14 protein-coding genes are annotated in these 13,029 nt (G+C 36.4%); 7 read left to right on the top strand and 7 right to left on the bottom strand.

From position 1 onward, the window contains the following. Positions 1-74: 74 nt before the first annotated feature. Both ACEVFT_RS02315 and ACEVFT_RS02310 read right to left on the bottom strand, forming a co-directional pair. Positions 75-914, bottom strand: coding sequence for an RluA family pseudouridine synthase (locus ACEVFT_RS02315; protein WP_393947910.1), 840 nt, complete (start codon positions 912-914; stop codon positions 75-77). 54 nt (positions 915-968) lie between these two features. Beyond that, complete coding sequence (locus ACEVFT_RS02310; protein ID WP_205445544.1) at positions 969-1,394, bottom strand: disulfide formation protein C; 426 nt, start codon at positions 1,392-1,394, stop codon at positions 969-971. A 188-nt stretch (positions 1,395-1,582) separates the two neighbouring features. Between ACEVFT_RS02310 and ACEVFT_RS02305 the strand changes: the two genes are divergently transcribed. Beyond that, complete coding sequence (locus tag ACEVFT_RS02305; RefSeq protein ID WP_054548662.1) at positions 1,583-2,698, top strand: GAF domain-containing sensor histidine kinase; 1,116 nt, start codon at positions 1,583-1,585, stop codon at positions 2,696-2,698. Positions 2,699-2,710: 12 nt separating this feature from the next. Further along, complete coding sequence (locus ACEVFT_RS02300; protein ID WP_004230823.1) at positions 2,711-3,358, top strand: response regulator; 648 nt, start codon at positions 2,711-2,713, stop codon at positions 3,356-3,358. A gap of 48 nt (positions 3,359-3,406) precedes the next feature. Here ACEVFT_RS02300 and ACEVFT_RS02295 read toward each other — a convergent pair whose 3' ends face one another. Beyond that, positions 3,407-4,528: a response regulator gene (locus tag ACEVFT_RS02295; RefSeq protein WP_393947907.1), complete on the bottom strand. Its 1,122-nt coding sequence runs from the start codon at positions 4,526-4,528 to the stop codon at positions 3,407-3,409. A gap of 556 nt (positions 4,529-5,084) precedes the next feature. On the opposite strand from ACEVFT_RS02295, the gene ACEVFT_RS02290 reads away from it, so the two are divergent. Beyond that, complete coding sequence (locus ACEVFT_RS02290; protein WP_393947905.1) at positions 5,085-6,011, top strand: helix-turn-helix transcriptional regulator; 927 nt, start codon at positions 5,085-5,087, stop codon at positions 6,009-6,011. Positions 6,012-6,076: 65 nt separating this feature from the next. Next, positions 6,077-6,814, top strand: a complete 738-nt coding sequence (locus ACEVFT_RS02285) for an effector binding domain-containing protein (RefSeq protein ID WP_393947903.1) — start codon at positions 6,077-6,079, stop codon at positions 6,812-6,814. Positions 6,815-6,832: 18 nt separating this feature from the next. On the opposite strand, the gene ACEVFT_RS02280 is transcribed toward ACEVFT_RS02285, so the two are convergent. The 4 genes from ACEVFT_RS02280 to ACEVFT_RS02265 all read right to left on the bottom strand — a co-directional run bounded on the left by ACEVFT_RS02280 (position 6,833) and on the right by ACEVFT_RS02265 (position 10,463). Further along, complete coding sequence (locus tag ACEVFT_RS02280) at positions 6,833-7,735, bottom strand: cation diffusion facilitator family transporter (protein WP_342441575.1); 903 nt, start codon at positions 7,733-7,735, stop codon at positions 6,833-6,835. 182 nt (positions 7,736-7,917) lie between these two features. After that, on the bottom strand, positions 7,918-9,237 hold the full coding sequence (locus ACEVFT_RS02275; protein ID WP_342443773.1) for a hemolysin family protein: 1,320 nt from the start codon (positions 9,235-9,237) through the stop codon (positions 7,918-7,920). 433 nt (positions 9,238-9,670) lie between these two features. Further along, on the bottom strand, positions 9,671-10,087 hold the full coding sequence (locus ACEVFT_RS02270; RefSeq protein WP_205445535.1) for a hypothetical protein: 417 nt from the start codon (positions 10,085-10,087) through the stop codon (positions 9,671-9,673). A 172-nt stretch (positions 10,088-10,259) separates the two neighbouring features. Beyond that, complete coding sequence (locus ACEVFT_RS02265; protein ID WP_205445534.1) at positions 10,260-10,463, bottom strand: YheE family protein; 204 nt, start codon at positions 10,461-10,463, stop codon at positions 10,260-10,262. A gap of 209 nt (positions 10,464-10,672) precedes the next feature. Here ACEVFT_RS02265 and ACEVFT_RS02260 point away from each other — a divergent pair, with 209 nt between their 5' ends. The 3 genes from ACEVFT_RS02260 to ACEVFT_RS02250 all read left to right on the top strand — a co-directional run bounded on the left by ACEVFT_RS02260 (position 10,673) and on the right by ACEVFT_RS02250 (position 12,971). Continuing rightward, entirely contained in the window at positions 10,673-11,815 is a 1,143-nt protein-coding gene (locus ACEVFT_RS02260) for a DUF445 domain-containing protein (RefSeq protein ID WP_393947902.1), read from the top strand. A gap of 15 nt (positions 11,816-11,830) precedes the next feature. Then, positions 11,831-12,178: a YlbF family regulator gene (locus ACEVFT_RS02255; RefSeq protein ID WP_205445530.1), complete on the top strand. Its 348-nt coding sequence runs from the start codon at positions 11,831-11,833 to the stop codon at positions 12,176-12,178. A gap of 130 nt (positions 12,179-12,308) precedes the next feature. After that, the gene (locus ACEVFT_RS02250) at positions 12,309-12,971 is read left to right on the top strand and encodes a ribonuclease H family protein (protein WP_393947901.1); all 663 of its coding nucleotides are present in this window, start codon (positions 12,309-12,311) and stop codon (positions 12,969-12,971) included. The last annotated feature ends 58 nt before the right edge of the window (positions 12,972-13,029 follow it).

Raw genomic sequence — 13,029 nt, 5'->3', positions numbered from 1 at the left:
AAAACTCTATTGATGGTTTTGTTTTTCAACACTATGAAATCCTGCTCTCCAACAGAGAGGCGGGATCTTTTTTCTTATTGCTCGTCCTTGACGATAATACGTTTATTTAAAAATGGATGTTCAAATTCTAATTGAATGGCATGCAGTTCGTAGTCATCACTTGCTGTTTCTCGTGCACCATACATAGTATCCCCAATAATTGGATGGCCGATATAGGCTAAATGCACACGAATTTGATGTGTTCGTCCAGTCTCAAGTATAAGATGAACAACACAGGAATTTTTGTAGCGGGCCACCACTTCATAGTGTGTTACAGCATGCTGTCCAGTTTTAGAAACAACACGTCTTGTGGCATGATGGCGGTCTTTGCCAATTGGTTCAGCAATCGTTCCAGAAGCTGTTCGTAAATTACCTTGCACCTCTGCTGCATACGTACGAATAATGGTTTTTTCCTCAATCATTCGATCAAAAATAGACTTTGCTAAAGGGTGCTTTGCAACTAGTAGTAAGCCCTGTGTCCCTTTATCGAGACGATGAACATGCTCAGCATAAATACCACCTTGTTCTTTGATATGTGCCATGACATGGTTCATACATGTATGTGTATCACGAGCATCATTAGGATGTGTTGCCATACCTTTTGGCTTCGATACGATTAAACAATGGTCATCCTCATAGACTACATCAATAGCACATACAGGTGTTGGTTTGTAGCTAGATGATGGAATAGGAAACGTAAATTTGATAATTGTTCCAGTTTGTAAAGGTGTTTTCCATTGAATCAGCTCATCATTTGCCAATGTGACGGCTTTGGCCATACGCAATTCATGAACGAGCTTTTTACCAAGTTGCCACTGATTACGTAGCAATTCTTCCACACTTAAGTTATCTTCAGCGATTTCATAATGAAACATAGATCTTCCTCCGTAGAAAAAACCGTATTCCAAAGGTAGAACACGGTCTTCCGATTATTTTGCAGCTTTAGAAGCTTTTATTAAATAAAAGCTTGCCCCTGCGATTAAAATAAATGCAGTTAATGCTAAAAACGGAATCGTAATAAAGCCTAACCAGTTAATATATTGTCCTGTACAGGAAACTGCGCCACAGGAAGGGGCATTTTCAGCTAAATAGCTAAGCTTTTGAATTCCGTAATGGTAAAGTGAAATACTGCCACCAATGACAGAAAATACAGCTGTTGTGACAGCAATACGTGCATTTTTTTGTATAAATGCTACTGTCGTCATAATAACAATTGGATACATAAAAATACGTTGAATCCAACATAATTTACAAGGTTCATAGTGACGAATTTCAGAAAAATATAAAGAACCTAACGTTGCTATAGCAGAAACAATCCAAATAAATAATAAGCCATTTTCCTCTTTTTTAGACATATCCAATCTTCCCTTCATAAAACCATGTCCTTGTTCGATTATAGTGGTTCTAGTTTTATATGTAAATCAACTTACACAAAATAAGGTATGTGATGAAATTCAGTCTAAAGTATGAACGGCGGAAGCAGACGCTTTCAATAGCTTAATGGTATCATTAACAATAGTAATGCTAAAGAAGAGGTGTTTTCGTGAGGGAGAATGAGCATTCCAATATCAGTATTTTAAAAGAAATTGCTGAACTATTAAATGAAGAAACTGAAATTGTCACAATGCTAAAAGGTGCACTCATCAAATTTTTAAATGGCACCAACTTTGAAACAGGCTGGATTTTTTTTATTGATGCAAAGGGGCGCTCAGAGCTTGTTGTCCATGAAAATTTACCAGAGGCATTAGAATATAACAATTGTCATTATTTAAAAAAGGGTGGCTGTTGGTGTGTATCACGTTATCGCAATGAAGAGCTAAAAAAAGCCTCCAATATTATCGAGTGTCAGCGTATTGAAAGTGCCATAGCCGCAAATGTTGGGGATCATGAAGGAATTACACATCATGCGACAGTACCCCTACAATCAGGACAAGAACGTTTTGGGGTATTGAATGTCGCATCTAAGGATACAGTGCGCTTTTCAGAGGAGGAGCTAGCTTTATTAGAATCAGTTGCCTTTCAGATGGGGTCGGCTATTAAGCGAATTTTACTGACAAAGCAGGAGCAGGAAATGGCACTTGTGAAGGAGCGTAATCGTCTAGCTCGTGATTTACACGATTCAGTCAATCAACTACTCTTCTCGGTCACGTTAACAGCAAGAGCGGGCATTGAGATGACGGATGATTGTGAAGTAAAAGAAACATTTAAAGAGATTCAGCATTTAACACAAGATGCACTAACAGAGATGCGTGCGCTAATTTGGCAACTGCGACCTAAAGGGTTAGAAAATGGTTTACTTGAGGCCATGAAAGTATATGCTGAAATGCTTGGCTTGAAACTACATGTTACGGTTTCAGGCGTATTGCAATTTCCCTCACGTATTGAAGAAACATTATTTCGAGTAGCGCAAGAGGCTTTAAATAATGTACGTCGTCATGCAGGTGTATTAGAGGCAGCATTGTATATTACTGTTACTTCAACAGATATATTGTTGGTTATTCGTGATGAGGGACGAGGCTTTGTTATTGATAACAATACAAAGTTGCTGTCGATGGGCTTACAATCTATCAAGGATCGTGCAAAATCAGTGGGTGGAACTGCTGACTGGGTAAGTGAAATTGGCAAAGGTACGGAGCTGCTAATCCGCTTGCCGTATTAAGGGGGAGAGGACATGATACGTGTATTAATTGCAGACGATCATCACGTAGTGCGAAGAGGACTACTGTTTTTCTTAAAGACACAAAAGGATATTGAAGTTGTTGGAGAGGCGAAAAATGGGCATGAAGCCGTAGCATTAGCGGAAAGCATCCAACCAGATATTATCTTAATGGATTTAGTCATGCCTGAAATGGATGGCATTCAGGCAACTAAACGCATCAAAGCAAAGTTTCCGCAAATAGAAATTTTAATGCTTACTAGCTTTTCTGATCGAGATCATGTGGTCCCAGCAATGGAGGCAGGAGCGGCGGGCTATCAGTTAAAAGATATCGAGCCAGATGAATTGGTCTTATCCATTCGTCGTATTATGCGTGGCGAAAACACTTTGCATCCTGAAGCAACGACAACGCTTGAAATGGATCGCCAAGAGTCACAAAACGCACCCCATTTATTAAATCCGCTGACACCTCGTGAGCAGGATGTGCTAGCAGAGCTCACCAAGGGCAAGAGTAATCGGGAAATTGCATCCTCACTCTTTGTCACAGAAAAAACGGTGAAAACCCATATTTCAAATATTTTTACAAAGCTACAAGTACAGGACCGTACCCAGGCAGCGCTATATGCTGTTAAGCACGGGCTAACTGAGGGTAGCGGTATGTAAATAAACGGCGAGCTTCTACTCACATAGTAGCACTCGCCGTTTTTTACATTATTTATGTTGAGCAAATAATTTTTTGGATATCTCTAATAATGTAGAGCTTGGTGTTAGTGCTAGATCTTCCTCTAGTTTTTGTTTATATGTTTGGAAAATTTTATGCGCCTGTTCATGAAGCCCCGCCTGTATTAACGTATATAAATAGTGCTCAAGTTTTTGTTCATTGTATGGATCATATTCTAATAATGCATGTAAAAATTCCATCGCTCTTTCAGTATCTGAAAAGATCGTTGTTTGAAATCCCTTTTCTAATAACTCTATGTATGATTTCATTAATTTATCCTTATAGGCAGTTGACCATTCATAATCATCAAAAACAAAAAGGCCATTCTTATAAATAGAAAGACATTGATTAATCAAAGAAATAGAGGGGAATTCCAGTCGTGAAAAATCTTCATGAAGTTTTTGAAAATCGTATAAATCACACACAATATTTGGCCTTTCAAAGATATAGTATTTATTTGAAAAGACAATACAGTTTTCATAGCCAATTGTATTTAAAGTTTTCCTTAAATAGGAAAGAGCCGTATGAAGATTGGATTTGGCCCGCACATAATCTAAATCTGGCCATAGAATTTCAATTAAATAATCTCGATGAATCGGTATATTTGGGTGCAAAATAAAATAAGCAAACAATTCCTTCGTTTTTTCAGTTTTAAATGCCACTAAACTATTGTTACTATAGACAGCAAATTGATCAAAGCACTGTACATTTAATAAAGTTTGTGTAGCTTGTTGAAGCATTTGCTGTATAGAAAATTCATGCTCTATACGGGCTATTGTTTTTTCTAAACGGGCATGACTAATAGGCTTTAATACATAGTCAAGACTACCAATCTCATAGGCTTGTAATGCAAATTCATGATAGGAGGTAATAAAAATAACACTGACTTGTGGACGCTCTGTTTTAATAATATCAGCCACTTCAAGTCCTGATAATTCTTGAAGTTTTACCTCTAAAAAGATAGCCTCAAACTCCATAGTCGGCAACTCATTCAGAAATACTTCTACACTTGTAAAGGTTTGAATCACCTGTATTTGTTGAAAGGCATGTAGTTTACTTTGAAAATAGTGTAAAGCTAAAGGTTCATTGTCTATTAAAACGGCTCGAATCACATCAAACTCTCCTTTTTACAATTAAATTAAAAACATTAAACTCTAGTTCATTTTGGGTGAAAAGGCTTTCTATATATAGTGAAGGGCAAGAAAAGTGGATATCACTCAACTTTTCTATTAAAAATTTGATACTAGAAAAAAGCAATTTGTGTTGTAGTACTTCCACAGGTGAGAGTCCATGAATCCTGATGTGTGTTGTTACATCACGTCAAATCCATTCAAAGAAAGTTTCGCCGTTCAATATATAGAAGATAAAAGTTTTGTATGTTGTGTTAAGAGAATTGAAATAATTGTTTAGGCGTTTAAATCAAACTATTCTTATACAAAAATAAAACAACATAGTATTTGGAATGAAAGTTGAATAGGGGCATAAGCCTTGTTTTTTCTTATATTGCTAAAATAGTATAATTGTTGTAACAATAATTAGGCGTTATTATAGTACATTTGTCTTAAAAAATACTCAAAAAGTACTTAAAAAATACTTAAAAAGATAGGATATTAATTAAAATAGAAGTGTATATAGGAATAATGGGATAGCATGAAAGGAGATTTTACCATGAAATTAGAGCGTCTTCTAACAATGACGATGATTTTAATCAACCGTAAAAAGGTGAAGGCTCAGGAATTAGCAGAGCTGTTTAATGTTTCCGTTCGTACAATTTATCGAGATATTGAAACACTGAGCTGTGCAGGTGTACCTGTTATTAGTCAACAAGGTGTAAATGGTGGCATCAGTTTAATCGATGGCTATCGTGTTGATAAGCAAGTGTTGACGAAGGACGAGCTGACGTCACTTTCTATTGCGATTAAAAGTGCTTTGACTACTTATGAAGATGCCCACGCTGAAGCTGTGCTTGAGAAAATAACGAGTATTGCTGATGATCATGTAAAACAATCAATGGACCACCTATTTGTCGATCTTAGTCCGTGGGGCCCAAACGTTCTTTTTAAAGAGCATATTACGACACTAAAGAAAGCTATAGAGCGTAAGCATTGTATAAGCTTTCATTACTCTACTACGTATGGGGAGCAAACAAGCCGAATAGTTGAACCACATACAATTGTACAAAAAGGTAAGATATGGTATTTATATGGCTATTGTACATTAAGAAAGGATTTTCGTTTATTTAAGCTTGCGAGAATGAAAAACTTACTACAAGTTGATTCAACCTTTGAGCGGAAGGAAGTGAATTTAAGTGAACTTCCTTGGGGGAAAGAATGGCATCGACCACAAAACGTAGTCGATTTAGTCATTTCTTTTGATAAAGACATCACGACATTGGTGGAGGAATCCTTTGGTGCAGAACATATAGACCATGACTATTCTATGATTAATATAGCTATACCCGAAGATGAATGGCTTTATGGCTTCTTGCTCAGCTTTGGGCATCGCATTAAAATCATTGAACCTCTTTATATAAGAGATATTATTCAAAAACGCGCACAAGAAATTGTTCAATTATATAAAAATCTAGACAATTGATGACAGACAGTTGTCAGGTTTCCTTTGGTATAGTAAGGACAAATAAAGCGAAAGGTGGAATGACGATGCAAAGCTATTGTCAAAGCTGTGGTATGCCTTTAGTAGACGAGGCGTTATTGGGCACTGAAAAGGAAGGGGACAAAAGTCAGGATTATTGTACATATTGTTATGAGGGAGGCGAGTTTAAACAACCTCATTTAATAGTGGAAGAAATGATTGAAATTTGTGTACCACATCTTAAGGAAGATGGTATGTCTGAAAACGAGGCACGTAATATGCTGACTTCCTTTTTGCCAAGTTTAAAGCGATGGAGAAAAAATGAGTGGAAAGAACCAAAAGTGGTTGAATTGAACGCATTTAAAATCGTAGGCATTTCAACTCAAACAAGTAATGCAAATGAAATAACAGAACAAGCTAAAATTCCGCAATTATGGGATAACTTTTATCAGCAAAATATTGCGGGCAAAATAGCAGAGCGAAAAAATGGTAATGTCTATGGTTTGTATTCGAACTATGAAACGGATGTGAATGGTAATTACAACATTACACTTGGTGTAGAGGTAAATAATGATAATATTCCAGCTGATTTAGTAGTGAAAATGATTCCGGCAGCTAAGTATTTAGTTTTTACATCTGATAAAGGAACAATGCCAGACGTTGTCATTCAAACTTGGCAAGAAATTTGGGCGTGGTTTGCAAATTCTAAAGTTGAACGAACATACACAGGCGACTTTGAACTTTATGATGAACGATGCGCTAACCCACACGAATCACAAGTGGATATTTATATAGCTATTAAATAAAAATAAGTCTCTTACCAATCAATTGGTAGGAGACTTATCGTCGTTTTGTGGAGGGATTATATGTGGCTCAATATGCACGAGAACCTGACAAAAGCGATTTTCACGCATAATGGTATGCTCAATTTCTTCTGTAATGCGGTGACTTTCAAAGACATTTAAATAAGGATCCACTGTGACAGTAACGTCGATGAAATACATATTGCCATGTGCACGTCCTTTAAAGTCTAAAAGCTCCATCACTCCGTCTACGTTCTGGATTAAGACCGATAATGTTTCAACTTCATCAATATCAAATGCATCTGTAAGGCTTTGAACAGCTTCCCAAAAGATTTCTACTGCTGTTTTAATAATTAAAAAGGCAACAATGAGAGCTGTAAGTGAATCAATGATTGGGAAGCCGAAAATGGCTCCAAAAATTCCAATAGCTGTACCGATACTGACAAGTGCATCAGAGCGATTGTCAAAGGCGGCTGCTTTAACAGCGGCACTTTTAATTTTTTTAGACAGTGCTAAATTATAACGATAAACCACATACATGACAGCGGCACTACCGATTGCTACATATGCAGTTAACAGAGAAGGTGTTGTACCAGTAGGCGCCCATAAGCTTTTTAAAGAACTAACTAATACTTGAAGACCAACAACGAGCATAATGAACGAGGCTACTAAAGAAGCAACAGTCTCAGCACGTAAATGTCCGTATTGGTGGTTGGAATCAGGTGGTCTTTGGGCAATACGTAATCCAATCAATACGGCGATGGATGCAATGATATCAGTAGTGTTGTTTAAACCATCTGCTTTCAACGCCTCAGATGTACCAATGTAGCCTATTGTAAGCTTGGCAGAGCTGAGGATTAGATATGTACCAATGGATAGCCATGCACCTTTTTCCCCTTGACGTAAATTTGTATAGAGCTCCATTTTGTTTCCTCCTCGCAAAACTTTCGGACATTAGAAAGCGACCCCCTTTTAAAAGGGAGTCGCTTTCATCTATTTATTACGGTAGTTGCTCCCACCTATATAAGGTGTGAAGGAAAGACCATATTTATAGCTTGAATTATACAAGCGTGCTTTTTAAAATACCACGACCAGACAATTCAATTTTAATCAATGACTGCGTCATATTCATTTGATAAATCACTGTTAGGTAATTTCAGAACTTCTAAGTATAAAATATGGTGACCATCTAATTCTTTTGCGATAAATTCAAAACCTTGCTCTTGAATACTGTCTCCTTCGACCGCATCAAAACGCTTCGTCATGAACCAACCACCGATAGTATCAATATCATCATCTTCTATGTCAGTACCTAGCATATCATTCACATTTTCAAGAAGCATCTTAGCATCTAAAATAAAATGATTTTCTGCAATTTCTTGTACTTCCGGGATTTCGTCTTCATCAAATTCATCTTGAATATCGCCGACAATCTCCTCAATAATATCTTCAATCGTCACTAAACCAGATGTTCCGCCATATTCATCCATTAAAATGGCCATATGAATACGTTCACGTTGAATTTTTAGTAATAAATCGTTAATTTGCGTCGTTTCCATCACTCGAATAATAGGTTGCATATAATCAATGACTGGCTTATCACCATTTTTGGAATCTTTAATGTAAGCGGTTAATAAATGCTTCATGTTGACTAAGCCGATAATATGATCTTTATCTCCATCCAGAATTGGATAACGAGTATATTGCTCAACACCCATTAAATCAAAAACTTCTTTAATCGTAAGCTCTTTTTCAATGCCGACGATTTCAGTTCGAGGAACCATGATTTCTTTTGCAAGACGATCTGAGAACTCGAAAATACTGTTAACATATTCATATTCTGAGTTATTAATTTCCCCACCTTTTAAACTATCCGATAAAATCATACGCAACTCTTCTTCTGTATGAGCCACTTCTGATTCTGACATCATTTTTAAGCCAAAAAGACCTGTTAAACCGCGGGCAGATCCGTTTAATAACTTAATGATCGGATACGTAATATTGTGGAATAAAATTAATGCGCCAGAAAAGTTTAATGTGACAAATTCTGCTTTTTGGATGGCTAATGTTTTTGGCGCCAATTCCCCAATAACAACATGCATAAACGTAACGATTGAGAATGCAAGTATAAATGAAAGGATAGATGTTATACTACCATTCAAATTTAGAAATTCAAACACTGGGTGCAGTATGATTTCAAATGTAGGTTCACCTAACCAACCTAAACCAAGTGCAGTGATGGTAATACCTAGCTGACATGCAGATAAGTACTCATCTAAATCTGAAACAACACGTTTTGCATTTTTCGCTTTCTTATGCCCTTCTGCGAGCAATTGATCAATGCGGGTAGTTCTCACTTTAACAATTGCAAATTCTGTTGCAACGAAAAATCCTGTCATTATAATTAGTAGGGCGAATGCCGCCAACCTAATGGTTATCTCCAATATGTCTCCGTCCAAATAATTCCTTTGTTCCCGCCCAAATGAGGGAAGTAAACAAAGTGTACACCTCCTATGATTTAAAAAATTGTTGGATGTTTCAATAATAAGTTATTTAAAAGAAAAACACAAATATTGACAACAACTTTTTCGCTTGTTTTTCATGTATCTTTTTGAAAAAAAGTAGCTAGATTCAAATATCAAAAGATTGTATTTACTATTGCTATATGCTAACTTTAAAAAGAGCAAAGATAGTTTGTTTAGGGAAAGAAGCATTTTGCATCTCATATAATACGACACGTCAAAAATCTCAAGAGTGCTTTAGCTTGCGGATTTTTTTAAATGAATTATTTTTTATAGCTAAAGGGGGAGTCTCAATATTCATTTGAGACTCCCCCTTTCTAAACGTTTACCATCACTACTATTCTTGTTGGAAGCGTAATTTTAAGCACGCTTTCTCAACATCATGAACGGTTTCCTTTAAAGGAATATCACCTGTAAACGGTGCGATAGAGACAGGTGCTTTTTCTGTAATACCTTGCTGTGTTAGAACATAGTTCTTATTGTTGTACGCCAAATAGAACGTTTTGATCGATTTCTTGCCGAAGGAGCTAGCAGAAGAATCAAACAAGCCCTTTAATTGACTGCAATACTCATTGTAAAAGTCGCTTTTATAGCCAGAAAGTTCCTCGAATTTTTTACTATTAACAGCCCCCGCTTCATCCGCTAGTTCGAATATTTTAGCGGAAAATTCTGAAAACAACTCTTTTACTTTTACACGAATTAACGCTTTTGAATTATAGCTATTTAAGTCATCCGAAAGTGTGACTTTACTCATTGAAATGGCCCCCTGCATAAAAAACATTTACTAAATAAGCTGATATCATAAATGTATAAGAAAAATATACAAATTTCAACATGATTCAACATAAATAGCTTAAAGGACGTGCTATTTATAGTAAATATAGGTATTTTTGTGCGGGATTAGGGCGAAAAAGTGACTACAAATTTTAATCGTATACATGGAAAAGCATAAGCTCATGTATCATTTTTTTAACATCCTCTTCGTCTGATGGAATGGCTCCTATCCACTGAATCGTACCATCCTTTAAATATTCCGCTTGGTATCGTTCTCGTTGATAAAAAAATGAAATGGCCCACCCTGGTAGTTGAGTGTTTTCAAATAGTGGTTTAAAACTAAAATGCTGAATCATCATCAAACCTCGTTTCTATAGTATGTAGTTCATATTATTTAAGTAGAACGATAATTTTGCAACTATTCACTTCTCGATAGAAGTGAATAGGGTGTGATTGAAATTCTAAAGGGGTATTTCTTTCGTTGAAAATCCTTGCTCTGCTATAATGAGTGCAGAAGGCGACAAAATACGCCAATTGTGAATACAATTGAAATGAGAGGATACTAATGGATAATTTTATAGTGACATTACTTTTTATGGCTATAATTGGAGCTGCAATTGGGGGCGTAACAAATCACTTAGCCATTAAAATGCTTTTTCGTCCACATAATGCAATATACATTAAAAACTGGCGTCTCCCATTTACACCAGGTCTTATCCCAAAACGACGTGATGAATTAGCGAAACAGCTTGGTCTTACAGTAGTAAATTATTTGCTAACTCCTGAAACATTTAAAAAGAAATTTTTCTCAAAGGATATTCAGGACAAAGTAGAACACTTTGTGCAAACAAAAGTTGAAGAAACAATCTTTACAAACGACAAAACAATTCAGGGTTGGCTAAACTTAGCGGGATTTTCGCATATGCCTGCTACCATTGAGCAGAAGGTTGAAGCGATTGTTGAGGGACAATTTTCGTCAGTAAAGAATACACTATCAACAAAATCAATTCGTACGCTGTTATCTGATGATATTCAAAATACGATTGATGCTAAAATTCCAGTAGCGGTTCAGCATATTTTAGAAAAAGGCGAGGATTATTTTTTATCACCTGAAGGCGAAATGACGATTAAGGCGATGATTGATGACTTTTTATCATCAAAAGGGTCTCTTGGTGGCATGATTAATATGTTCTTAGGTGATTCCTCCTCACTTGTTGGGAAAGTTCAACGTGAGCTTGTGAAATTTTTACAAGCACCAGGAACGACAACATTACTAACTAAAATATTTACACAGGAATGGGAAAAATTCAAAGATCGACCAGCTATGGACTTTTTGCAAGATGTTCAATTTGAACCCATTCTATCGAAATTACAAGTGTACGTGAAAGAGCAATTAGCCATCTCAGAACGTTTAAATCAGCCGATTTCTTATTATTGGCCTGAAGGAAATGAGTGGGCGAAGTATACCGTGATCCCACAAGTGATAGAAAAAGCTTTTGTGAAGGCAGAGGAAAAACTTGAGGATGTACTAAAACGTTTAAATTTACAAGAGGTCGTTCGAGAGCAGGTAGACTCATTCCCAGTAGAGAAATTAGAGGAGCTTGTATTAGGTATTTCAAAACGTGAGTTTAAAATGATTACCGTATTAGGTGCGGTGCTTGGTGGATTGATTGGGATTGTGCAAGGCTTGATAGTTTACTTTATTTAAAAGGAGATTGTATGAATGATTAATATTTATAATGACATTAATGCGCTAGAGGCAACTTTCCGTAAGATTCCAGAATTTGAAGCATTAAAAGCTGCTGTTGAAGTTGTTAAACATGATGAAGAGGCATTAAATGTCTTTAAAAACTTCCGTAAAATCCAAATCGAGTTACAGAAAAAGCAATTAGCTGGTGAGGATATTTTGGAAGATGAGCTTGTCTATGCACAAAAAGCGGCACAGCTTGCACAGCAAAATGAAAAAATTTCAACGATGCTTGAAGCGGAAATGAAGCTTAGTAAAGTAATCGAAGAAGTAAATCGTATTTTAATAAAACCTATCCAAGGTTTATATGAAGGAATTCAATGATTGCAATATAAAAGGAATAATTTTTCTAGGAATTGCACATATAACAAGTAAGAGGAAAACGTGTATCCGCTATTGGTCGGTACACGTTTTTACTTTATGTACCAATTAGAGAGTATTGGAGGTTATGATTATGCATGTCATCATTGAATGGACCTATAAAACACCAAAAGGAGCAACAACGGTTTTACGTTCAGCTGAAATGCCTGCAGCTCAAGCACTATTACTTGCAGAGGATATGGAAAGAACGGGAAGGGTAAAATCGCTACATTGCGTTGATCGACAAGATACAAATTGGTCACTTAAAGAGCTAAAAGCATATTTAAAGGAAATTGATACAGAGCCACATAATATTACGGTCTATTTTGATGGAGGTTTTGATCGTGGGACAAGGCAAGCAGGATTAGGCTGCGCTATTTATTATGAACAAAATGGTAAACCTTTACGTTTAAGAAGAAATGCGTTTTCGTCTGAATTGAAATCAAATAACGAGGCAGAGTATGCAGCGCTTTATTTAGGCTTAGTAGAGCTTGAACTGTTAAATGTCCATCATTTACCTGTTCGTATTATAGGAGATTCACAGGTGGTCATCAATCAGCTAAATGGAGAATGGCCAGCATTGGAAAAGGAATTAGCAAGCTGGGCAGATAAAATTGATGCAAAATTAGAACAGCTTCACATCCAAGCAGAATACCAGCTTGTTTCACGTAAGGATAATTCAGAAGCGGACCGCCTTGCTACACAAGCGTTAAATGGCATAGATATTACAGGCTTGAGCGAGATTGTAAAAAATTAATAATGAGAGGTGGCAGTAGATACTGCCACCTCTTCATGTTGTTGAAAAAAGATGATGT

Source organism: Lysinibacillus sp. PWR01, from assembly GCF_043359455.1.
Taxonomy (GTDB): domain Bacteria; phylum Bacillota; class Bacilli; order Bacillales_A; family Planococcaceae; genus Lysinibacillus; species Lysinibacillus fusiformis_F.
This window is presented reverse-complemented; position numbering and strand designations above follow the sequence as displayed.

What these genes read in the sequence shown, in the direction of transcription:
- ACEVFT_RS02280 (WP_342441575.1), bottom strand. Translation starts at nt 7,735, where the DNA reads ATGGAGCTCTATACAAATTTACGTCAAGGGGAAAAAGGTGCATGGCTA.
- ACEVFT_RS02270 (WP_205445535.1), bottom strand. Translation starts at nt 10,087, where the DNA reads ATGAGTAAAGTCACACTTTCGGATGACTTAAATAGCTATAATTCAAAA.
- ACEVFT_RS02285 (WP_393947903.1), top strand. Translation starts at nt 6,077, where the DNA reads ATGCAAAGCTATTGTCAAAGCTGTGGTATGCCTTTAGTAGACGAGGCG.
- ACEVFT_RS02300 (WP_004230823.1), top strand. Translation starts at nt 2,711, where the DNA reads ATGATACGTGTATTAATTGCAGACGATCATCACGTAGTGCGAAGAGGA.
- ACEVFT_RS02250 (WP_393947901.1), top strand. Translation starts at nt 12,309, where the DNA reads ATGCATGTCATCATTGAATGGACCTATAAAACACCAAAAGGAGCAACA.
- ACEVFT_RS02255 (WP_205445530.1), top strand. Translation starts at nt 11,831, where the DNA reads ATGATTAATATTTATAATGACATTAATGCGCTAGAGGCAACTTTCCGT.
- ACEVFT_RS02265 (WP_205445534.1), bottom strand. Translation starts at nt 10,463, where the DNA reads ATGATTCAGCATTTTAGTTTTAAACCACTATTTGAAAACACTCAACTA.
- ACEVFT_RS02310 (WP_205445544.1), bottom strand. Translation starts at nt 1,394, where the DNA reads ATGTCTAAAAAAGAGGAAAATGGCTTATTATTTATTTGGATTGTTTCT.
- ACEVFT_RS02290 (WP_393947905.1), top strand. Translation starts at nt 5,085, where the DNA reads ATGAAATTAGAGCGTCTTCTAACAATGACGATGATTTTAATCAACCGT.
- ACEVFT_RS02315 (WP_393947910.1), bottom strand. Translation starts at nt 914, where the DNA reads ATGTTTCATTATGAAATCGCTGAAGATAACTTAAGTGTGGAAGAATTG.
- ACEVFT_RS02260 (WP_393947902.1), top strand. Translation starts at nt 10,673, where the DNA reads ATGGATAATTTTATAGTGACATTACTTTTTATGGCTATAATTGGAGCT.